Annotated in this window: 15 protein-coding genes and 5 pseudogenes; 16 read left to right on the top strand and 4 right to left on the bottom strand. The window is 38.6% G+C overall.

Annotated features, from left to right (window positions below; genetic code table 11):
• The first annotated feature begins 4 nt into the window (after positions 1 to 4).
• The 10 genes and pseudogenes from QAP06_RS04405 to sabA (QAP06_RS04350) form a co-directional block, all read left to right on the top strand.
• Positions 5 to 466, top strand: coding sequence for a phosphoribosyltransferase (locus tag QAP06_RS04405; protein ID WP_075651545.1), 462 nt, complete (start codon positions 5 to 7; stop codon positions 464 to 466).
• A 1-nt stretch (position 467) separates the two neighbouring features.
• Complete coding sequence (rimO, locus tag QAP06_RS04400; RefSeq protein WP_286465006.1) at positions 468 to 1,787, top strand: 30S ribosomal protein S12 methylthiotransferase RimO; 1,320 nt, start codon at positions 468 to 470, stop codon at positions 1,785 to 1,787.
• 111 nt (positions 1,788 to 1,898) lie between these two features.
• Positions 1,899 to 3,736: pseudogene (locus QAP06_RS07790) on the top strand (GTPase).
• Positions 3,733 to 5,395: pseudogene (locus QAP06_RS04380) on the top strand (LeoA/HP0731 family dynamin-like GTPase). The pseudogenes QAP06_RS07790 and QAP06_RS04380 overlap by 4 nt, the downstream one beginning before the upstream one ends.
• 105 nt (positions 5,396 to 5,500) lie before the next feature.
• Complete coding sequence (locus QAP06_RS04375) at positions 5,501 to 5,806, top strand: radical SAM protein (RefSeq protein ID WP_286464998.1); 306 nt, start codon at positions 5,501 to 5,503, stop codon at positions 5,804 to 5,806.
• 8 nt (positions 5,807 to 5,814) lie between these two features.
• Positions 5,815 to 6,884: pseudogene (locus QAP06_RS04370) on the top strand (HP0729 family protein).
• Between the two features lie 49 nt (positions 6,885 to 6,933).
• On the top strand, positions 6,934 to 7,944 hold the full coding sequence (gene tilS / locus QAP06_RS04365; protein WP_286467486.1) for a tRNA lysidine(34) synthetase TilS: 1,011 nt from the start codon (positions 6,934 to 6,936) through the stop codon (positions 7,942 to 7,944).
• Between the two features lie 93 nt (positions 7,945 to 8,037).
• Positions 8,038 to 9,024 (top strand): tRNA dihydrouridine synthase, encoded by a 987-nt coding sequence (locus QAP06_RS04360; protein WP_286464997.1) that lies wholly within the window; start codon positions 8,038 to 8,040, stop codon positions 9,022 to 9,024.
• The gene (locus QAP06_RS04355; protein ID WP_286464995.1) at positions 8,994 to 9,911 is read left to right on the top strand and encodes an outer membrane beta-barrel protein; all 918 of its coding nucleotides are present in this window, start codon (positions 8,994 to 8,996) and stop codon (positions 9,909 to 9,911) included. Before QAP06_RS04360 ends, QAP06_RS04355 begins: the two co-directional genes overlap by 31 nt.
• Before the next feature lie 232 nt (positions 9,912 to 10,143).
• A pseudogene (gene sabA / locus QAP06_RS04350) lies at positions 10,144 to 12,084 on the top strand (Hop family adhesin SabA/HopD); the annotation flags it as partial.
• Positions 12,085 to 12,157: 73 nt separating this feature from the next.
• On the opposite strand, the gene QAP06_RS04345 reads toward sabA (QAP06_RS04350), so the two are convergent.
• Positions 12,158 to 13,489, bottom strand: a complete 1,332-nt coding sequence (locus QAP06_RS04345; protein WP_286464993.1) for an anaerobic C4-dicarboxylate transporter — start codon at positions 13,487 to 13,489, stop codon at positions 12,158 to 12,160.
• A gap of 75 nt (positions 13,490 to 13,564) precedes the next feature.
• On the opposite strand from QAP06_RS04345, the gene QAP06_RS04340 reads away from it, so the two are divergent.
• Complete coding sequence (locus QAP06_RS04340; protein ID WP_286464991.1) at positions 13,565 to 14,617, top strand: type II asparaginase; 1,053 nt, start codon at positions 13,565 to 13,567, stop codon at positions 14,615 to 14,617.
• A gap of 139 nt (positions 14,618 to 14,756) precedes the next feature.
• On the opposite strand, the pseudogene sabA (QAP06_RS04335) reads toward QAP06_RS04340, so the two are convergent.
• The 3 genes and pseudogenes from sabA (QAP06_RS04335) to QAP06_RS04325 form a co-directional block, all read right to left on the bottom strand.
• Positions 14,757 to 16,697 (bottom strand): annotated as a pseudogene (sabA, locus tag QAP06_RS04335) (Hop family adhesin SabA/HopD); the annotation flags it as partial.
• 334 nt (positions 16,698 to 17,031) lie between these two features.
• Positions 17,032 to 17,502, bottom strand: coding sequence for a sialic acid-binding protein (locus tag QAP06_RS04330; RefSeq protein ID WP_140579716.1), 471 nt, complete (start codon positions 17,500 to 17,502; stop codon positions 17,032 to 17,034).
• A 28-nt stretch (positions 17,503 to 17,530) separates the two neighbouring features.
• Entirely contained in the window at positions 17,531 to 17,953 is a 423-nt protein-coding gene (locus tag QAP06_RS04325; protein WP_286464988.1) for a DUF1104 domain-containing protein, read from the bottom strand.
• A gap of 260 nt (positions 17,954 to 18,213) precedes the next feature.
• Here QAP06_RS04325 and QAP06_RS04320 point away from each other — a divergent pair, with 260 nt between their 5' ends.
• The 5 genes from QAP06_RS04320 (at position 18,214) to QAP06_RS04300 (ending at position 23,037) form a co-directional block, all read left to right on the top strand.
• Positions 18,214 to 18,846 carry a LysE family transporter gene (locus tag QAP06_RS04320; protein WP_000498341.1) on the top strand — a complete coding sequence of 211 codons (633 nt, stop codon included), beginning with the start codon at positions 18,214 to 18,216 and terminating at the stop codon, positions 18,844 to 18,846.
• Between the two features lie 68 nt (positions 18,847 to 18,914).
• Complete coding sequence (locus QAP06_RS04315; protein ID WP_286464985.1) at positions 18,915 to 20,657, top strand: DNA polymerase III subunit gamma/tau; 1,743 nt, start codon at positions 18,915 to 18,917, stop codon at positions 20,655 to 20,657.
• A complete protein-coding gene (gene tsaE, locus QAP06_RS04310) occupies positions 20,654 to 21,055 on the top strand; it encodes a tRNA (adenosine(37)-N6)-threonylcarbamoyltransferase complex ATPase subunit type 1 TsaE (RefSeq protein ID WP_077232013.1) in 402 nt (133 codons plus the stop codon). The genes QAP06_RS04315 and tsaE overlap by 4 nt, the downstream gene beginning before the upstream one ends.
• 12 nt (positions 21,056 to 21,067) lie before the next feature.
• Complete coding sequence (gene lptB, locus QAP06_RS04305) at positions 21,068 to 21,790, top strand: LPS export ABC transporter ATP-binding protein (RefSeq protein WP_000353231.1); 723 nt, start codon at positions 21,068 to 21,070, stop codon at positions 21,788 to 21,790.
• Positions 21,791 to 21,792: 2 nt separating this feature from the next.
• Positions 21,793 to 23,037: an RNA polymerase factor sigma-54 gene (locus QAP06_RS04300; RefSeq protein ID WP_286464978.1), complete on the top strand. Its 1,245-nt coding sequence runs from the start codon at positions 21,793 to 21,795 to the stop codon at positions 23,035 to 23,037.
• The last annotated feature ends 42 nt before the right edge of the window (positions 23,038 to 23,079 follow it).

The raw sequence follows: 23,079 nt of genomic DNA, 5'->3' as shown, positions 1-23,079 counted from the left end.
TATAATGCACTATTCTTATGAAACCTTTTTAAAAGACAGTTTGGAATTAGTCAAACAAGTAGAGCAAATTTGCAATGTCCCAGAAGCCCTCGTGTGCGTGATGCGAGGGGGCATGACTTTAGCGCATTTTTTGAGTTTGCACTGGAATTTAAGGGAAGTTTATGGCATCAATGCGATTTCTTATGATACCACCAACCGACAAAACGCTCTCAAAATTGAAAATATCCCCACGATCAAAGAGCGTCTAAAAACCATTCTTGTGGTAGATGAAATCGTAGATAGCGGTAATTCTTTAGAAGCGGTGCTTAAAGTGTTGCAAAATAAACACCCTGATAAAAAGTTTTATAGCGCGAGTTTGTTCCAAAAAACAAGCGCGAAATACAAAGCCGATGCGTTTTTAAAAGACGCTCCTGAATGGATTGATTTCTTTTGGGAAGTGGATTTGAAAAACTTAAAAAGCCATTGACATGCAAATTAAAGAAAACAAACAACTCTGCTTAATTTCATTAGGTTGCTCTAAAAACTTGGTGGATTCAGAGGTGATGTTAGGCAAGCTTTATAATTACACGCTCACTAATGACGCTAAGAGCGCTGATGTGATTTTGATCAACACTTGCGGGTTTATTGAAAGCGCCAAACAAGAGAGCATCCAAACCATTCTCAACGCCGCTAAAGACAAAAAAAAGGGAGCGATTTTGATTGCGAGCGGGTGCTTGAGCGAACGCTATAAAGATGAAATCAAAGAGCTGATCCCTGAAGTGGATATTTTTACCGGCGTGGGGGATTATGACAAAATTGATATTTTGATCGCTAAAAAACAAAACCAATTCAGCGAGCAAGTGTTTTTAAGCGAGCATTATAACGCGCGCATTATCACAGGTTCTAGCGTGCATGCTTATGTTAAAATTTCTGAGGGTTGTAACCAAAAATGCTCTTTTTGTGCTATCCCTAGCTTTAAGGGGAAATTACAAAGCAGGGAATTAGACTCCATTTTAAAAGAAGTGGAAGATCTAGCCCTTAAAGGCTATAAGGATATGACTTTTATCGCTCAAGATTCTAGCTCATTTTTATACGATAAGGGGCAAAAAGACGGCTTGGTCCAGCTCATTAGAGCGATTGACAAACAGCAAGCCTTAAAGAGCGCGCGTATTTTATATCTCTACCCCTCTAGCACCACTTTAGAGCTTATTGGCGCGATTGAAAGTTCGCCCATTTTTCAAAATTATTTTGACATGCCCATCCAGCATATCAGCGACTCCATGCTTAAAAAGATGCGGCGCAACTCCAGCCAAGCGCACCATTTAAAGCTTTTAGATGCCATGAAGCAGGTTAAAGAAAGCTTTATAAGAAGCACGATCATTGTGGGGCATCCGGAAGAAAGTGAGAGCGAGTTTGAAGAATTGAGCGCGTTTTTAGACGAATTCCGGTTTGACAGATTGAATATTTTTGCTTTCAGCGCTGAAGAAAACACGCATGCCTATTCTTTAGAGAAAGTGCCTAAAAAAATCATCAACGCTCGCATCAAAGCCTTGAATAAAATCGCTTTAAAGCACCAAAACCATTCCTTTAAGGCTTTGTTGAATAAGCCCATTAAGGCATTAGTGGAAAATAAAGAGGGCGAATATTTTTACAAAGCAAGGGATTTGAGATGGGCGCCTGAAGTGGATGGGGAAATCTTGATCAACGACAGCGAACTAACCACCCCTTTAAAACCCGGGCATTACACGATTGTGCCTAGCGTGTTTAAAGACAATATCTTGCTCGCTAAGGTTTTAAGGGCTTTTTAAAAGTTAGCCATAAGGCTAAAAGCACGGCTAGAGCGTGGCCAGAGCATGGGGGTTTGCGTTTTTTTTTTTTTTGTTAAAATGCGTCAAAAAAATCCGCTTGAGACAGGCAAAATGAAAAACATTTATTTTGATGTGAAAGCCAATATTGAAAATCTCCAAAATATTTTTAAAAACACTGATGATAAAGATGAAAGACTGAAAAAATTCAACCAAGAAGCGTTGGAGGTGTTTCAAAAATTAGAATCTGAAAGCTTAAAAGAGCTTGAAAGTTTAAAAGATAATGAAGAGTGGGAAAATTTTACTATTGCCTTTTATGGGGAAACCGGTGCGGGGAAATCAACTCTCATTGAATGCTTGAGGCTGTTTTTTAAAGAACAAAGCAAAATGAATGAACAAGAGTGCTTCAAGCGGCTCTATTCAGAGAAAAATGATAGAGGTAGCGGGCACATGCTCTTTTGGGGCTAGAAAGATTGCAAGATGGAGCGATCATAGGCGATGGGAGAAGCGATTTCACTTTAGAAACCAAATCTTACACTCTCAAGCACAACAACAAAACCTTTACTTTGCTTGATGTTCCAGGGATAGAAGGCAATGAAGAAAAAGTGATGGAGCAAGTTCTTAACGCTACAAAAAAAGCCCATGCTGTTTTTTATGTTACCAAAAAGCCCACTCCTGCGCAAAAAGGAGAAGAGAGGAAAGAAGGGACGATTGAAAAAATCCAAAAACAACTTGATTCGCAAACAGAGGTATGGACGATTTTTAACAAACCGATTAACAACCCGAGAGCTTTCAAAGATGGGCTTATTGATGAAAGCGAAAAAGAAAGCTTAAAAATTTTAAATAAAGAAATGAAAAACATTTTAGGCAAACACTACATGGGGCATCAAATAGTCAGCGCCCAAATGGCTTTCTATGGTCTTTCATCGGCGTTGCTGCCAGAGAGTGATTTTTACAAAAACAAACAAAAATTTTTAGATTTTTTTAAAACGGAAGAATGGTTATTGTATAAATCCCGTTTCCAACAATTAGGTGGATTTATAACCGAAGCGCTTCTTGAAAACTCACGCGCCAAAATCATAGAATCCAACTGCAATAAAGCCTTAAAAGCGATAGAAAAATTACAAAAAGCGATCGTAACTATGATTGACAGACAGATAGATCCAACCATTAAAGAACTGCAAGAACACCACTGAGAAGTTTGTGATAATTTGGATCGTTCTAAAGGAAAATTTATATCCAATTTAGAAAAATCAGCGTCCGAAGAAAAAGATCGATTCAAAGTTGGTTTTAGAGAAGAAATGCATGAACACATTGATGACGACATTGAAAATGATGAACTTAAAACAATGTTTAAACATGAACTCCAAAAAGGCATGGAAAAATCGGGTGAAAACATAAAACAGCGTTCTAATGAATGCAAGGAACGATTTGTTGAAGAGATAAAAAAAGATATTGAACAATTTGAAGAAAGGATTAAAGATTCTCTAAGAATGTTAAATCGCATCAACATTGATAGTGGTTTTTATTTCAATATTGATAGCGGTATTAATAAAATAGGCTTATTCGCTTCAATAGGAGGTTTGGCTTTGCTTTTAATGACGCCTGTAGTAGGTGAGATTGCACTAATTGGAGGATTGGTTTTAGGAGCAATTGGGATAGTTAAATCAGTGTGGAGTTTTTTTGATTCAGACTATAAAAAATCCCAACAAAGAAAAGAAGTGGGTAAGAATTTAGATAAAGTTTGTGAAAAAATCACAGAGAATATGAGAAACCAAATTGAAAGCGGCAAAAAAGGTGCATCTGAAATGATTGAGGACTTAAAAGCTGGGCTTAACGATCTCATTGTTTGTTACGAGCGCAGGAGGGAAGGGCTAATAGAAGCCGTTGAAGACTTATGGTACTTAGCTAATCGCATCAAAACCACATTAAAACAAAGGAGAGCACAATGAATGAAACGCTAGAACAATTTAAAGCAAATCAAAAGAGGAATCAAGAAAATCTTAAAAAATTGCTTGATTTTATCCATACTGGAGAGAAATACGGCATCCAGATTGAAGAGTCCCTCAAAGACAAAATCCGTAATGCGATGGAAAATGTTGCCGGGCAGAAACTGAAAGTGGCGTTGGTGGGAGGTTTTTCTTAAGGAAAAACATCTATAGCGGCAGCCTGGATCGATCGCTTGGATGAGAGCATGAAGATAGCCCATCAAGAATCAAGCGATGAAGTTAAGTTCTATGACATAGATAATGAAATGGAGCTGGTTGATACCCCGGGGTTGTTTGGGTTTAAAGCAAAAGAACACGATAGCGGCAAAATAGAACGCTATAAAGACATTACCAAAAAATATGTCAGCGAAGCCCATCTCATTTTATACGCGTTCAACCCGTCAAACCCCATCAAAGAAAGCCATAAGGACGATTTGAATTGGTTGTTCAGGACGCTCAATCTTTTATCCAGGACGATTTTTGTCATCAGCCGTTTTGATGAAGAAGCGGATATTGAAGATGAATAAGATTACAACAAAAGATTTACCATCAAAGAAGAAAACATTCAAAACCGATGTCGCTGTCGCTGCAAACCCTTTTGATTTGGGGGTTAAACATTGGCTAGAGCATAAAGAAGAATTCCAAAAGCTTTCGCATATCCAAACTTTGCAAGACGCGACGCAAAAAAAGATTAAAGAAAATGGCGGGAAATTAACCATCATAGAAGAAGCCAAAAAAAGCGTCATTCAAGATGTTATCTATAGGCAAATGCCGCTTGCAAAACAAGCGCAACAAGAGATTAAAAGAGAAATGGAATACCTGAATAAAGCGATTGAAAAAAGGCGAAAGGATCTTCAAAATTTAAATAATGAAATTTCTCAAGCCCGCACGAATTTAAAAGAATTTATAACGATGTATTTTAGCGGTCTCATCGCTCAAGTTTCTGGAACCAGTCTAGAAACCTTTAATGATTTCGCTATGAGAGAAATAGGCGATAAAGGCATCGATATAGAAACAAAAGTCCAAAATGCATTTGAAAGAGAAACGCAAGGGATTTTCAATGAAATGGCTAAAATTGAAACTGGTTTTGATGCCAATTTGAATTTTTTTGAAAAATATGCCGGAACATTGGGGAAAATTGGAATCAATTTTTTAAATCCAAGCGGGTTTATCAATGCAACCAACATCAAACTGGCTAGAGATACGATAGCGTCTGTGGGAAAATTCGTGGGCATAGATTTAGCTCTCAAATTCAAACCTTGGGGCGCTGTAAAATTGGCAGGTAATTTGAACAAAGCTTTACCGCTTATCGGTATTGCTTTTGAATTATGGGATTCTTATAACAAATATCAAAAAGAGCAAGAACTTGAAAAAGCTAAAAAAGAAATGGTATCCAATTTTGAAGGTCAAAAAAAAGAAATTTTAGCTCTTATCAATGATGAAACCAAATTCAAACAAACATGTTTCCCAAGCGCGCTAAAACTGGAAAAATCCTTTCAAGAAATTGAAGAAGCAATTAAAAAAACGCAAGAGTTGGATCAAGAATTTGAAAAATGGATTCAAATGGGTGAAGCTTTTAAAACCGGCGGAGATTTTATAGAAGTTGAGCCTGAAGAGGAATGAATTAAATTTGTGTTAAAATTCCAAAAATTATAAAACGCTTGTCGGCTGAGTTTGAAATTGGCTAAGTTTAAAAGCGGTGTTTTAATCTTTTAATAAGGAAAGGCGATGTTTTCTAAAATCTGCTCATCTCTTAAGCTTGCAAATACGCTTAAGGGTTTTTTATGCAAACGCATTTCAAGCCCCGTGCAGAGTGCTCGCATTGCCAATATGGTTTTGGATATAAAAAACGCTCTTGAGGGCGAAAACGATCCATCAAACAAGGCGGGCAAGACTTTGGATTTGATCGTGGGTTTTAAGAAAGAATACCCGCAAGATTTTGACGAATTGTTTGAGATTTTAAAAGAACTCATCCAAGAATACGAGCAAAATCCTGATGAGATCAAGCAAAACCTTAAAGAAATCTTAAAGTAAGACAAGGCATGAACCACCTTTTGATCCTCTACAATCCTTACTGCCAACAAGATGCCATCCAACAACATTTAAGCGTTTTACAGGAAAAATCCCAAGTGGGTTTTGGTAAAATCCGATCAAAGCTCAACGATCAAGAAAAGCAAGACTCCTTAGAAGAGATTTACAAAGCCACCAATGAAGAAAATTTTTTGCAGCTTTTTTTGACCGATTACGCTAATTTGTTTGTCGCTAAGGTGATAAAGGTTGCTAAAGATATTGATGAGAGTTTGATCCCTAGTTATTATAAAGAAAAAAATTTGGAAGTGGAAGACTTTTTTATCATCAGCGATTTAAGGGAATTAGTCAGGGAAGATTTTAGCCTTTTAAGGGATCAATTTTTAGCCAATTTCATTACGCCCAACAACCACACTTACGCTATTTACGGGAATAATTATGTCTATCCTTTGCCGGTTAGGTTAAAAGAAGAGCGTTGTTATTTTTTAGGCGACGAAAAGCATTATTTGAGCGTGTATAAAAGCAAAGAATATTTAATGATGCAAGAAAATTTCATGCGTTTTGTTTTTGGCAAAAGGCTTTTTTACCTCTTACACCCTGATAGCATCAATAACATCATTCATGCAGAATTAGAGCTTTTACAAAGCGAAAACGATCTTTTGAATGATTTTACCAGCATCATCGTCAAATACTCCAAAACCTTAGAATACGAAATTTATCTTTTTGCTAAACAAGTTCTTTTAAAGGCTTGCACAAAAGATCCCAACCTTTATGATTTAGCTTATAAAGTCCAAGGAAAAACTCTTATACTTAAAGATTTTTTCACTAAAAAGCCCAATCTTGGGAGCGTTAAATTTTTACTCAAACACGAAAAAATCCAATGCCATTTAGAAGAAAACTTAAACCGATTCATCAATTATCCTTTTTCAAAAAGCCTAAGCATCATTCAAGAGATCCGCAACGAAGCCGTTCACACAAAAAAGCTCCAGGTTTGAATGAAGTGGAAAAACTCAGGAATGAAATTTTAGGCATAGAAGGCACAAGCTTGTTGAAGAGCATTCTGACTCGCAAGGAAATTGCATGAAAAATTGCATGAAAGAAGACGCTCTATCAAGCCCAGTGCCGATCGTGTAATGCAAGATTTTAAACCCTATTTAGAGCCTTTAAAAGAGGGTCAAAATTTATTGGGTTTTTCAGGTGGGTTGGATTCTATTTGCTTGTTTCATCTTTTAGTTGGAGAAAACATCGCTTTTGACATCGCTTTAGTGGATTATAACACGCAAAAACAACGCCTTAAAATCATCCAACACGCTCAAACACTCGCAAAAACACACCATAAAAAATGCTACATCCATTACGCTCCAAACATTGCACGCAATTTTGAAATGCAAGCGAGAAAAGTTCGTTATGATTTTTTTGAAACCCTAATCAAAGAGTATTCTTACAAGCATTTGATTTTAGCGCACCACTTGAATGACAGACTGGAATGGTTTTTGATGCAACTAAGCAAAGGCGCCGGACTAAACACGCTTTTAAGCTTTCAAGCCTATGAAAAAAGAGAATCTTATGCGATTGTTCGCCCCTTGCTCTACACCCCTAAAGACACCCTTAAAACGCTCGCTAAAGATCAAAAATTTTTTGAAGATGATTCTAATTCTTCTTTAAAATTCAAACGCAATTTTTTCAGGAAACATTACGCTAACTCCTTGATGCAAGATTATTCTAAGGGCATTATCCAAAGTTTTAAATTTTTGGATAAAGAAAAAGAGCGGTTTTATCCTTTGATTCCCGTTTCACAAAGGCATGGGATCACTTTTTTTAAGCATTCGCAAAACACGCTGTTTATGGTGGATAAAATCTTAAAGCAAAAGGGGTATGTGTTGAGCTTCTCTCAAAAAGAAGAAATCAAACGCCATTTTTTTAGCCTAGAAATCGCTCAAAAATTCATCATTGAAAGCGACAAAGAGCATGTGTTTATCGCTCTTAAACCCCCAAAAACTTTAAGCATGCCAAAGGATTTTAAAGACAGAGCCAGGCGGTTGAATATCCCTAAACGCTTACGGCCTGTTTTATACGCAGAGTTTTTAAAACAACCAACGCATGATTTTTTAACCCATTTTAAAGAGAGTTTAATGGATCTATAAAAGATCTTAATTTTAATCAAGCGATAAGTTTTTAAAGCGCTTTTTAACCTTGATTGTGTCAAAATACAGCAAAAAACTTTGATATGAGAGCGAATGGACTTTAAGAATAAAAAATGGCTTTTTCTAGCCCCTCTAGCAGGCTATACGGATTTGCCTTTTAGGAGCATGGTGAAAAAATTTGGCGTGGATGTTACCACAAGCGAAATGGTGAGCTCGCATTCGTTAGTGTATGCGTTTGACAAAACTTCTAAAATGTTAGAAAAATCCCATTTAGAAGATCATTTCATGGCGCAAATTTCAGGCTCTAAAGAGGGCGTGCTCAAAGAAGCGGTTGAAAAAATCAACGCTTTAGAGCATGTGAGTGGGATTGATTTTAATTGCGGTTGCCCTGCCCCTAAAGTGGCTAACCATGGTAATGGTAGTGGGCTATTGAAGGATTTAGACCACTTAGTGAAGCTTTTAAAAATCATCAGAGAAAACACCAACAAAAAAATCACAAGCGTGAAAGTGCGTTTAGGCTTTGATCAAAAAATCCCTAAAGAAATCGCTCATGCCTTAAATGATGCGCCGGTGGATTATGTGGTGGTGCATGGGAGGACACGAAGCGACAAATACCAAAAAGACAAAATAGATTATGAAAGCATCGCTTTAATGAAAGGGATTTTAAAAAAGCCTGTGATAGCCAATGGCGAAATTGACAGCGTGAAAAAAGCCTTTGAAGTTTTGCAAATCACGCAAGCTGATGGGCTAATGATAGGGCGAGCGGCCTTAAGAGCCCCATGGATATTTTGGCAAATCAGAAACAACACCACCGAATTGCCTGCAGTCGTGAAAAAAGACCTGGTTTTAGAACATTTTGATAAAATGGTGGAGTTTTATGGGGATAGGGGGGTGATCATGTTTAGGAAAAATTTGCATGCTTACGCCAAGGGCGAAATGCAAGCGAGTGCGTTTCGCAACTGCGTCAATACCCTTACAGAGGTAAAGAGCATGCGAGAGAGCATAGAGGAATTTTTTAATCAAGAAATGTTGCAAAGTGAAGTGCCATTATGGGTAGAATTGAATCAAAAAAGCGTTTGAAAGCGCTTGTTTTTTTAGCCAGTTTGGGGGTTTTGTGGGGCAATGTTGCTGAAAAAACGCCTTTTTTTAAAACGAAAAACCACATTTATTTGGGTTTTAGACTAGGCACAGGGGCTAATACGCGCACAAGCATGTGGCAACAAGCCTATAAAGACAACCCCACTTGCCCTAGCAGCGTGTGTTATGGCGAGAAATTAGAAGCCCATTATAAGGGGGGTAAAAACCTGTCTTATACTGGGCAAATAGGCGATGAAATAGCTATTGATAAATACCATATTTTAGGATTAAGGGTGTGGGGGGATATAGAATACGCTAAAGCGCAATTAGGGCAAAAAGTGGGGGGCAATACCCTTTTATCCCAAGCCAATTACAACCCGAGCGCGATTAAAACCTACGATACCGCTTCAAACGCCCAAGGCTCTTTGAATTTGCAAAAAACCCCAAACCCCCAAAACTTCCTTTTCAATAACGGGCATTTCATGGCGTTTGGTTTGAATGTGAATGTGTTTGTTAATCTCCCTATAGACACCCTTTTAAAACTCGCTTTAAAAACAGAAAAAATGCTGTTTTTTAAAATAGGCGTGTTTGGTGGGGGTGGGGTGGAATACGCAATATTGTGGAGTCCTCAATATAAAGATCAAAACACCAATCAAGATGATAAATTTTTTGCAGCGGGTGGGGGGTTTTTTGTGAATTTTGGGGGTTCTTTGTATATAGGCAAGCGCAACCGCTTCAATGTGGGGCTAAAAATCCCTTACTACAGCTTGAGCGCGCAAAGTTGGAAAAACTTTGGCTCTAGCAATGTGTGGCAACAACAAACGATCCGACAAAACTTCAGCGTTTTTAGGAATAAAGAAGTTTTTGTCAGCTACGCGTTCTTGTTTTAGTTTGGCTTTTTTCCCATTAAATGCTGATGATAAAATTCAAAAGATGATTTTATCGTTACAAAAATCAACACTCCAAAGATAAATAAGTTAAAATACCCCAAAATCCTTTTTTTTTTTTTTGAAATCCAATAAGTCTATGGTAAAATTAAATAAATTGTAAATCTATTACTATTTAGAATATTTTTGCAACAAAAAATTACTTTAAGGAACACTTTTATGAAAAAGACAATTTTACTCTCTCTCTCTCTCTCTCGCTTCATCGCTTTTAAACGCTGAAGACAACGGCTTTTTTGTGAGCGCGGGCTATCAAATCGGCGAAGCGGTGCAAATGGTCAAAAACACCGGTGAATTGAAAAACTTGAACGACAAATACGAGCAATTAAACCAGTATTTAAATCAAGTGGCTTCGTTGAAGCAAAGCATTCAAAACGCCAACAACATTGAGCTGGTCAATAGCTCTTTAAACTATTTAAAAAGCTTTACCAACAACAACTATAACAGCACCACCCAATCGCCCATCTTCAACGCCGTGCAAGCCGTTATCACTTCGGTATTGGGTTTTTGGAGTCTTTATGCGGGGAACTACTTCACTTTTTTTGTGGGTAATAAGGATACTAAACAACCCGCTAGTGTCTATGGTAACCCTCCTTTTAAAACGATTGTAAGCAACTGCTCAGGAATTGAAAACTGCGCTATGAATCAAGACACTTACGACAAGATGAAAAAACTTGCTGAAGAACTCCAAGCAGCTCAACAAAACTCTGCCACTAAAGTGAACAATCTTTGCGCTTTATCCGGATGCAATGCAACAGAAGGCCAAAGCCCAAACTCAACCGTAAGCAACGCTCTTAATTTGGCGCAACAGCTTATGGATTTAATCGCAAACACTAAGACTGCTATGATGTGGAAAAATATCGTCATCAGTGGTGTTTCAAATGTGTCTGGTGGTGGTATCACATCCACTAATTACCCAACGCACTATGCGGTGTTTAACAACATTAAGGCGATGATACCTATCTTGCAACAAGCGGTTACGCTTTCTCAAAGTAACCACACTCTATCCGCTAAGTTGCAAGCTCAAGCTACAGGATCTCAAACAAACCCTAATTTCGCTAAAGACATCTACACTTTCGCTCAAAACCAAAAGCAAGTCATCTCTTACGCCAAAGATATTTTCAACCTCTTTAATACTATCCCTGCAGATCAGTTTAAGTATTTGGAGAAAGCTTATTTGAAAATACCCAATGCGGGTCAAACTCCTACTAACCCTTACAGACAAGAGGTGAATTTAAACCAAGAAATTCAAACGATTAAAAACAATGTGAGTTATTATGGTAATCGGGTGGATGCGGCTTTAAGCGTGGCTAAAGATGTTTATAACCTAAAATCCAATCAAACAGAGATTGTAACCGCTTATAACGACGCTAAGAATTTGAGCGAAGAGATTTCTAAACTCCCACACAATCAAGTCAATACAAAAGACATTGTCACACTATCTTATGATAAAAACGCTCCAGCAGCGGGCCAATACAACTACCAAATCAACCAAGAGCAAGCGTCCAATCTTTCTCAAGCTTTAGCAGCGATGAGCAACAACCCCTTTAAAAATATAGGAATGATTAGCTCTCAAAACAATAACGGCGCGTTAAACGGGCTTGGCGTGCAAGTGGGCTATAAGCAATTCTTTGGCGAAAGCAAAAGATGGGGATTAAGGTATTATGGCTTCTTTGATTACAACCACGGCTATATCAAATCAAGCTTTTTTAATTCGTCTTCTGATATATGGACTTATGGCGGTGGGAGCGATTTGTTAGTGAATATCATCAACGATAGCATCACAAGAAAGAACAACAAGCTCTCCGTGGGTCTTTTTGGTGGTATCCAACTGGCAGGGACTACATGGCTTAATTCTCAGTATGTGAATTTAACCGCGTTAAATAATCCTTACAGCGCAAAAGTCAATGCTTCCAATTTCCAATTTTTGTTCAATCTCGGTTTGAGGACGAATCTCGCTACAGCTAAGAAAAAAGACAGCGAACATTCCGCGCAACATGGCTTGGAGTTGGGCATTAAAATCCCTACCATTAACACGAATTACTATTCTTTTCTAGGCGCTCAATTGCAATACAGGAGACTCTATAGCGTGTATCTCAATTATGTGTTCGCTTACTAAGTGTCTAAACCCTCTTTTTTAAGGGGGTTTAGAAAAATCGCAACGCCAAGCTTTTTACCGTTAATGATACAATCTACAAAACCAACGGCGCGACAACAAACCCTAACGCCACGCTCAAAGACACGACTAAAACCCCAGGGATCAAAAACGCATGATCAAACACATAACGGCCCATTTTAGTGGTGCCGGTATAATCCATAGCGATCGCTCCTAGTAAAGTGGGGTAAGTGGGCAGCACAAACAACGCCGAAACGCTCGCAAAAGAAGCCACGATAATATACAAATGCTCGGTATGGTTAGCACTAATGCCTAAGGCTGTGATCACGCTTGGGATGAGCGCTTTAGAGGTGGCAGCTTGCGAATACAAAAGCATGGAAGCCAAAAAGAGCGCTACGGCTAATAAAAACGGATAATCTGCGATCAAAAAAGAAGCGTATCGCTTGATTTCATCTATATGATTGCTCACAAAAGTATCGCCTAGCCATGCCACGCCTAACACGCACACGCACGCTTGCATGCCGGATTTAAACACGCTTGAATGAGCGATTTCATTAGCGTTAATTTTGCAAAAAAGCGCAATTAAAGTTGCCACGCTCAACATGAAAGACACAATCGCATAATCTCTGCCTAAAACCACCGGGCTAATCAAAGCGATATTTTTAGAAATCGCGCTCGCATAAAAAACGATCGCTACAACCCCACCGATAAAAATCCATAACGATAATTTCGCGCTTTTTGAGGTTTCTTTTTCTTCTTTGATGATAGGGGGCGAAATTTTTCTTGCATTCAGGCGCTCTAAATAATTCGGATCGCTGTCTAATTTCAAATCAGTAAAACCCATAACAAACGCCGTGAGCATGCATGCTAAAAAAGTCGTAGGGATCCAAACCATTAAAAGGGTCAAGTAATTCGCTCCTAAAGGCTCTAAAATACCGCTCATAAACACCACCGCCGCGCTCACCGGGCTTGCGGTAATAGCGACTTGACTAGAGACTACCGCTAAGCTTAAGGGCGCTTTGGGTTTGATGTTTTGGCTCTGGCTCACTTCCACAATCACCGGAATCAAAGAAAAAACCGTATGCCCAGTGCCCGCTAGTATCGTTAAAAAATACGCCACGCTTGGGGCGAGGTAGTTGATTTGCTTGGGGTGTTTCCTTAAAATTTTTTCAGCGATTTGGACTAAGTAATCCAATCCCCCCGCTTTTTGCATCGCACTAATAGTGCTAATGACTGCCATGATGATTAAAATCACATCAAAAGGGATTTTGCCCGGATTTAGCCCCAAAAATAAGCATAAAATAAGCACGCCCAAACCCCCCGCATAGCCCACTCCCAAGCCCCCTAGCCTTGCCCCTAAAAAAAGCGAAAAAAGTAACACTACAATCTGAAAAAAGGCATCCACCATTAACCCTTTTTAAATTTATTTTAACGATGTTTTACTATACTATAAAACCTTTTAAATTTCAAAAGGTGGTCTATAATGAGAATATTTTTGAAATTGTTGATTCTTTTATTTTGTTTGAAGGGGCAAGTTATGGCTCAAAATTTACCCACCATTGCTTTACTAGCGACAGGAGGGACGATTGCAGGGAGTGGCGCGAGCGCGAGTTCGGGCAGTTATAAAAGTGGCGAATTGGGCATCAAAGAGCTTCTTAAGGCTATCCCTAGTCTTAACAAACTCGCTCGCATTCAAGGGGAGCAAATTTCTAACATTGGCTCACAAGACATGAATGAAGAGGTATGGTTCAAGCTCGCTAAACGCGCCCAAGAATTGCTAGACGATAGCCGTATTCAAGGCGTGGTCATCACGCATGGCACGGACACTTTAGAAGAGAGCGCGTATTTTTTAAATTTAGTTTTACACTCCACAAAACCGGTCGTGCTAGTGGGAGCGATGCGTAATGCTGCTTCTTTGAGCGCGGATGGGGCTTTGAATTTGTATAATGCGCTGAGCGTAGCGGCCAATGAAAAAAGCGCAAATAAAGGCGTGCTGGTGGTGATGGACGATAATATTTTTAGCGCTAGAGAAGTGGCTAAAACGCACACCACCCACACTTCCACCTTTAAAGCCCTAAATAGCGGTGCGATAGGGAGCGTGTATTATGGCAAAACACGCTACTACATGCAGCCTTTGAGAAAACACACCATGAAGAGCGAATTTTCCCTTTCACAACTCAAAACCCCCCTGCCTAAAGTGGATATTATTTACACGCATGCCGGCATGACCCCTGATTTATTCCAAGCGAGCCTAAACTCGCATGCAAAAGGCGTTGTGATAGCTGGGGTGGGTAATGGGAATGTGAGCGCGGAATTTTTAAAAGCGATGCAAGAAGCGAGCAAAATGGGGGTTTTAATCGTTCGTTCTAGCAGGGTAGGCAGCGGTGAAATCACTTCAGGCGAGATTGATGACAAAGCTTATGGCTTTATCACAAGCGACAATTTAAACCCCCAAAAAGCTAGGGTGCTTTTACAACTCGCTTTAACCAAAACGAACGATAAAGCAAAAATCCAAGAAATGTTTGAAGAGTATTGAACGATTTTCTTAAATTACCCAATTATCAAAGATAATTGGGTAATTTGGTTTATTTTGTTTTTGACTTTATTTTCATCAAATATTGATAACTATCAAAATAGATTTGATGAAGCTCCCCCTATTTTAAAAAAGAGAGCTTTTAGTAAGCGAACACATAATTGAGATACACGCTATAGAGTCTCCTGTATTGCAATTGAGCGCCTAGAAAAGAATAGTAATTCGTGTTAATGGTAGGGATTTTAATGCCCAACTCCAAGCCATGTTGCGCGGAATGTTCGCTGTCTTTTTTCTTAGCTGTAGCGAGATTCGTCCTCAAACCGAGATTGAACAAAAATTGGAAATTGGAAGCATTGACTTTTGCGCTGTAAGGATTATTTAACGCGGTTAAATTCACATACTGAGAATTAAGCCATGTAGTCCCTGCCAGTTGGATACCACCAAAAAGACCCACGGAGAGCTTGTTGTTCTTTCTTGTGATGCTATCGTTGATGATATTCACTAACAAATCGCTCCCACCGCCATAAGTCCATATATCAGAAGACGAATTAAAAAAGCTTGATTTGATATAGCCGTGGTTGTAATCAAAGAAGCCATAATACCTTAATCCCCATCTTTTGCTTTCGCCAAAGAATTGCTTATAGCCCACTTGCACGCCAAGCCCGTTTAACGCGCCGTTATTGTTTTGAGAGCTAATCATTCCTATATTTTTAAAGGGGTTGTTGCTCATCGCTGCTAAAGCTTGAGAAAGATTGGACGCTTGCTCTTGGTTGATTTGGTAGTTGTATTGGCCCGCTGCTGGAGCGTTTTTATCATAAGATAGTGTGACAATGTCTTTTGTATTGACTTGATTGTGTGGGAGTTTAGAAATCTCTTCGCTCAAATTCTTAGCGTCGTTATAAGCGGTTACAATCTCTGTTTGATTGGATTTTAGGTTATAAACATCTTTAGCCACGCTTAAAGCCGCATCCACCCGATTACCATAATAACTCACATTGTTTTTAATCGTTTGAATTTCTTGGTTTAAATTCACCTCTTGTCTGTAAGGGTTAGTAGGAGTTTGACCCGCATTGGGTATTTTCAAATAAGCTTTCTCCAAATACTTAAACTGATCTGCAGGGATAGTATTAAAGAGGTTGAAAATATCTTTGGCGTAAGAGATGACTTGCTTTTGGTTTTGAGCGAAAGTGTAGATGTCTTTAGCGAAATTAGGGTTTGTTTGAGATCCTGTAGCTTGAGCTTGCAACTTAGCGGATAGAGTGTGGTTACTTTGAGAAAGCGTAACCGCTTGTTGCAAGATAGGTATCATCGCCTTAATGTTGTTAAACACCGCATAGTGCGTTGGGTAATTAGTGGATGTGATACCACCACCAGACACATTTGAAACACCACTGATGACGATATTTTTCCACATCATAGCAGTCTTAGTGTTTGCGATTAAATCCATAAGCTGTTGCGCCAAATTAAGAGCGTTGCTTACGGTTGAGTTTGGGCTTTGGCCTTCTGTTGCATTGCATCCGGATAAAGCGCAAAGATTGTTCACTTTAGTGGCAGAGTTTTGTTGAGCTGCTTGGAGTTCTTCAGCAAGTTTTTTCATCTTGTCGTAAGTGTCTTGATTCATAGCGCAGTTTTCAATTCCTGAGCAGTTGCTTACAATCGTTTTAAAAGGAGGGTTACCATAGACACTAGCGGGTTGTTTAGTATCCTTATTACCCACAAAAAAAGTGAAGTAGTTCCCCGCATAAAGACTCCAAAAACCCAATACCGAAGTGATAACGGCTTGCACGGCGTTGAAGATGGGCGATTGGGTGGTGCTGTTATAGTTGTTGTTGGTAAAGCTTTTTAAATAGTTTAAAGAGCTATTGACCAGCTCAATGTTGTTGGCGTTTTGAATGCTTTGCTTCAACGAAGCCACTTGATTTAAATACTGGTTTAATTGCTCGTATTTGTCGTTCAAGTTTTTCAATTCACCGGTGTTTTTGACCATTTGCACCGCTTCGCCGATTTGATAGCCCGCGCTCACAAAAAAGCCGTTGTCTTCAGCGTTTAAAAGCGATGAAGCGAGAGAGAGAGAGAGAGAGTAAAATTGTCTTTTTCATAAAAGTGTTCCTTAAAGTAATTTTTTGTTGCAAAAATATTCTAAATAGTAATAGATTTACAATTTATTTAATTTTACCATAGACTTATTGGATTTCAAAAAAAAAAAAAAGGATTTTGGGGTATTTTAACTTATTTATCTTTGGAGTGTTGATTTTTGTAACGATAAAATCATCTTTTGAATTTTATAAGCAATACTTAATGAGAATAGAATTTTGATAACGCTTAACAGAACGCATTTATCCCAAACGCTCAAAGCGTTTAGGATTTCTGCTTAAAGGGTTTGAAGCTTTGATAGAAAAAGGGGTGTGGTTTAAGCTTTATTTCTCATTTTCGCCATGATCATCATGATCGTGATCTTTTTTGCCTTGTTCTTTACCATGCCCTTTTGCTTTATTTTGACCATCGTGTTTGTGGTGTTTGTGGTGTTTGTGCATTTTCCCATGCTTGCATGATCTCAACCCCAAATCATCATCATCCATGTCCTTCATGTTGCTTTTTTTAAGCGCTTCTTTAACGGCTTTTTGGTGCGCTTCAAAATCCGCCACGGTCATGTTGTCTGTGTTTTTAACCGCGTATTCATGCAACTGCTTATGGAACGCTTCTCTTTTGTCTTCAGGCATTTTTTTCATGCGCATTCTCAACTCTTTTTTATAATCCACAATATCCTGCGGAGCGACAATACCAGCCATTTTAGCCAAATCTTCATCGCTTGTTTTGCTGAAATCCTTGGCGTTTAAAGCCACAAATAGCAACGCGCTAACAGAAAGTATTTTCAACGCTTTTTTCATGTTTTATCCTTTTAAATTAAATTTTATCTCACTTAGGAGAGCAATGTTCGTCTTTTTTCTTAACAGCCCTACACCAAACTTTTCTCGTATCGCCGCTGCAAACGCTCACATTAAGCCCTTTTGCCTTGATTTCTTCATCGCTCAAACCTTTGGTTTTTTCTTCTAATTCTTTACGCACCTCTTCACGCATTTTTTTGAAATCCTCTTCACTCATTTTGGAAAGATTCTTCCTAGCGATCCGGCTGAAATTCGCACGGAATTTCTTAGTGTCCTCAGCGTTTAAAGCTTTAAGGCGTTTAGACACTTCCATGCGATAATCAATCGCTTCATTAGAAGGCAGAGTGCCTGCTAATTTTAAAAGTTCCTCGTTTTTGAGTTGCGAAAAATCCCTAGCGCCTAAAACCTGTAATCCAAGTGCAACCATCAGGCAAAAAGCCAAACTCCTTCTCATTCCCAATTCCTTGTTGTCCAAATTTTTGCCGCATAACAACAGCAAATTTTGGCATTTTACCATGTTATTTTTAACTTATTCTCAAACGCCACTAAGAGTGCTAAAAAATGGGGTTTTTAAATTTCGCGCAAGCCATTGCGTCATTTAACTTTTATTTATAAAGGTCATTTTAAACCCTAAAATTTTAAAATATCGTTTTTGAATTTTTAATGGCAGTGCTGATGGTTTTGGCTTATTTTGAGTGAAAGGATTTAAGCAAGATGTTTGTGGTTTTTATAGAAGGTTTTGGTTTAGCGATTTCTTTGTGCGCGGCGGTGGGGGCGCAATCCTTATTTATTATAGAGCGAGGGATGGCTAGGAATTATGTGTTTTTGATTTGCGCTCTGTGTTTTATGTGCGATATTGTGTTAATGAGCATGGGCGTGTTTGGCGTGGGGGCTTATTTTGCTAAAAATCTTTATTTGAGTTTGTTTTTGAATTTATTTGGGGCAGTTTTTACCGGATTTTACGCTTTTTTAGCTTTAAAAACCCTTTTTCAAACCTTTAAAAAAAAGCAAGTCCAAACCCCTAAAAAATTATCCTTAAAAAAGACCTTATTATTCACTTTAGGCGTTACCTTACTCAACCCTCAAGTGTATTTGGAAATGGTGTTTTTGATTGGCGCGAGCGCTTTGTCTTTTGATTTAGTGCAAAAATTTGTCTTTTTAGCCGGCACTTTATCGGCGGCTCTTTCTTGGCTTTTATTGTTATGCACCCTATCTTTACGCTATGGCTCTAAACTTTTAAACAACCAAAAAATTTTTATGGGGGTGAATCTCTTTGTAACCGCTATCATGGGAACGCTCAGCGTTACTTTATTTAGGGATTTTTTAGCGCTGTTGAGTAAAACCTAAAAAGGGGCTAGTTTTAAGTCATTTTGCATTACAATACTCCTAAATGAGTTTTAAGGATTACAATCAGTATGCAAGTTTTAGCGTTAAAATACCGACCCAAACATTTTAGCGAGCTAGTCGGTCAAGAGAGCGTGGCTAAAACGCTTTCTTTAGCCCTAAATAACCAGCGTTTGGCTAACGCTTATTTATTCAGCGGGTTAAGAGGTTCGGGTAAAACCAGCTCTTCTAGGATTTTTGCTAGGGCTTTAATGTGTGAAGAGGGGCCAAAAGCCGTGCCTTGCGATACTTGCATCCAGTGCCAGAGTGCTTTAAACAACCACCATATAGATATTATAGAAATGGACGGAGCGTCTAATAGGGGGATTGATGATGTCCGTAACCTCATAGAGCAAACGCGCTACAAACCAAGCTTTGGGCGCTATAAAATCTTTATCATTGATGAAGTGCATATGTTCACCACCGAAGCGTTTAACGCGCTTTTAAAGACTTTAGAAGAGCCTCCTAGCCATGTGAAATTCCTTTTAGCGACAACGGACGCCTTGAAATTGCCCGCTACCATACTCAGCCGCACCCAACATTTCAGGTTTAAAAAAATCCCTGAAAATTCCGTTATTTCTCATTTAAAAACCATTTTAGAAAAAGAACAGGTGAGCTATGAAACAAGCGCGTTAGAAAAACTGGCCCACAGCGGGCAAGGGAGCTTGAGGGATACGATCACTCTTTTAGAGCAAGCCATCAATTATTGTGATAACGCTATCACAGAAAGCAAAGTGGCTGCAATGTTAGGAGCGATTGATCGGAGCGTTTTAGAAGATTTTTTTCAAAGCCTAATCAACCAAGATGAAGCGCGATTGCAAGAGCGTTATGCCATTTTAGAAAATTATGAAACCGAGAGCGTTTTAGAAGAAATGATGCTTTTTTTGAAAGCGAAATTATTAAGCCCTGATACTTATTCCATTCTTTTGATAGAGCGCTTTTTTAAAATCATTATGAGTAGTTTGAGCCTTTTAAAAGAAGGGGCAAATGCTAGTTTTGTGCTGTTGTTATTGAAAATGAAATTCAAAGAAGCTTTGAAACTCAAAGCCCTAGACGATGCGATTTTGGAATTAGAGCAAACCAAAGAAAGCGCTTTTCAGCCCTTAAATCAAAACGCTAACGCTCCCAAACAAGAACCCAAAAGTGCAGAGAAAAGAGAAAAGCCAGAAAAAAAAGAGAACGCAGAAACCCCGCAAACTCCCATGCTTTCAGCTAAAGATCGCATTTTTCACAACCTTTTCAAACAAGTTCAAACATTGGTTTATGAGCGCAATTACGAATTGGGGGCGGTGTTTGAAAAAAATATCCGTTTCATTGATTTTGACAGCCAGACTAAAACCTTGACTTGGGAGTCTTTAGCCACTGATAAGGATAAGGAGCTTTTAAGAGAACGATTTAAAATCGTGAAAGGTATCGTTGATAGCGTTTTTGGCAAGGGTGAAAATATCAAAATCGCTTTAAAAAATCATTCAGAAAATAAAAGCGCTAGAGAAGAAACTAAAGAGATTAAAGATTTTAAAATCTCTTCTTTAAGGGAAAAAATCTTACCCCAACCAACCACCGAAACGACGGCTGAAATGAAAGAAAAAGAAACTAAAGAAGCGGTTAAAAAAGAGATTCAAAAAAAAGAGATTCAAGAAAACGACACTAAAGAGGTTCAAGAAGCCCAACCAAAACAAGCCCCTACAGCCTTGCAAGAATTTATGGCTAACCATTCTAACCTCATTGAAGAGATTAAGAGTGAGTTTGAAATCAAAAGCGTGGAATTGTTATGAGAGCGAATTTAGATGAGTTGGACAAAGTGGCGGCTGCAATTTTAAAAGATGATTTTAAGGGGGTGGTGCTTTTAAAAGGCGTTGTGGGGAGCGGTAAAACGACTTTAGTTCAAGCGTGCTTGAAACACTTGGGTTTAGACATTCAAGCGACTTCGCCCACCTTTAGCTTGATGCATGCTTATAGCGAGAGCGTGTTCCATTATGATTTTTACATGCGCGATTTAGAGGCTTGCTTGGAGCTTGGCATGTTAGAGTGTTTGTTAGAAAAGGGGATTCATTTTGTGGAATGGGGCGATGAAAAATTAGAAAAAATTTTAAAAAAATACGATTTAGCTATTAAGGTTGTGGAAATTAAAACCGAATTAACCAGCCGTTTTTATACAATAAAGATCGCTTAAAGGGTCGCTTGAATGGATATTTTAAAAGCAGAGCATTTAAACAAACAGATTAAAAAAACCAAAATCGTTTCAGATGTTTCTTTAGAAGTGAAAAGCGGCGAAGTGGTGGGGCTTTTAGGGCCTAATGGGGCGGGTAAAACCACCACCTTTTATATGATATGCGGGCTTTTAGAGCCTAGTGGGGGGAGCGTTTATTTAAACGATGTGGATTTGGCTAAATACCCTTTACACAAGCGTTCTAACTTAGGCATAGGCTACTTGCCCCAAGAATCCAGCATTTTTAAAGAATTGAGCGTGGAAGAAAATCTAGCCCTAGCAGGGGAGAGCACTTTTAAAAACTCTAAAGAGAGCGAAGAAAAAATGGAAAGCTTGCTAGACGCTTTTAATATCCAAGCCATAAGAGAGCGCAAGGGCATGAGCTTGAGTGGGGGAGAAAGAAGGCGCGTAGAAATCGCTAGGGCTTTAATGAAAAATCCTAAATTCGTGCTATTAGATGAGCCTTTTGCGGGCGTGGATCCGATTGCGGTGATTGACATTCAAAAAATCATTGAAAGCTTGATTGGATTAAACATTGGCGTGTTGATCACTGATCACAATGTGCGAGAGACTTTGAGCGTGTGCCACAGGGCGTATGTGATTAAAAGCGGCACGCTTTTAGCGAGCGGGAACGCTAATGAAATTTATGAAAACGCTTTGGTGCGTAAGTATTATTTAGGGGAAAATTTTAAGGTGTGAATATGGCGATCTTACGCGCAAACCTTAGCCCTAAAAACAAATTAAACGCTACCTTAAAAGGGTGGCTCCCCATTTTACAAAGCGAGCTTGAAGATTTAGAAAAGGTGTTGAAACAAAACGCCCTAGATAACCCCTTAATCAAAATTGAAAACAAACGCATCAAAAATTTTAGCGATCGTTTTAGCGCTAAAAAGAGCAGCGATCATTTAGAAAATTCCGCAATCGCATCTAAAAGCCTTTTTGAAACTTTAGAATCTCAAATCATTCCCCCCCTCTTTCCTACTGAAACCTCTCAAAAAATCGCTATGGATATTATCAGCGGGTTAAATAGTGAAGGGTATTTTGAAGAAAACATTGAAGAAAGGTCTAAAATTTTAGGGGTAGAGAGCGAAGTTTATGAAAAAGTGCGCCAGCGTTTTAGTTACCTTAATCCCGCTGGCATTGGCGCTAAAGACGTGAAAGAGAGCTTTTTATTCCAGTTAGAGAGTAGGGAATTAGACGATAACGAGCTTTATGAAGAAGCACGAAAAATCATTTTAAATTTAGAAAAACACCATGAATTTTCTAAAGATTTTTATTATGAAAAGGCTTTAAAGATTTTAAAATCCTTTAAAAACCCCCCAGCCATTGAGTTTTTAGAAAAGGAAATAGAAGTCATTCCTGAACTTTTTATTGTAGAAGTGGATGATGAAATCATCGTGCGTTTGAATGATGAGAGCTACCCGACGATCAGTTTAGAAGAAAATCGCTTTAAGGATAGCGGCTATTTAAAAGAAAAATTAAAAGAGGGCAAAGATTTGATTGATGCTCTAAATTTGAGAAAAGCCACGATTTATAAAATCGGTCTCATGCTTTTAGAGTATCAATACGATTTTTTTAAGGGTAAAAAATTGCGTCCTTTAAAATTATTGGATTTAGCCAATGAGTTTAACCACTCTGTAAGCACGATTTCAAGGGCCATTTCTAATAAATATTTGGCATGCGAAAGGGGGGTTTTCCCCATTAAACATTTCTTTAGCACCGCCTTAGACAATAGCGAGACTTCAAACGCTGTGATTAAAGACTATCTTTTAGAATTGATTAAGAATGAAGACAAAAAAGAGCCTTTGAGCGACGCTAAGATTTTAGAACTCATTGAAGAAAAATTCCATTTGAAAATGGTAAGAAGAACGATCACCAAATACCGCCAACTGCTCAATATTGCTTCTTCAAGCGAAAGGAAAAAGCTCTATTTGATGCGCGCTTGAAAAGAACCAATCAAACGATTTTGCTCTCATTGAGCGTCAATG

It is taken from the genome of Helicobacter pylori, from assembly GCF_030323545.1.
Lineage (GTDB): Bacteria > Campylobacterota > Campylobacteria > Campylobacterales > Helicobacteraceae > Helicobacter > Helicobacter pylori_CO.
Note: the sequence above shows the minus strand (reverse complement) of the source record. Positions and strands in the feature narration are given on the sequence as shown.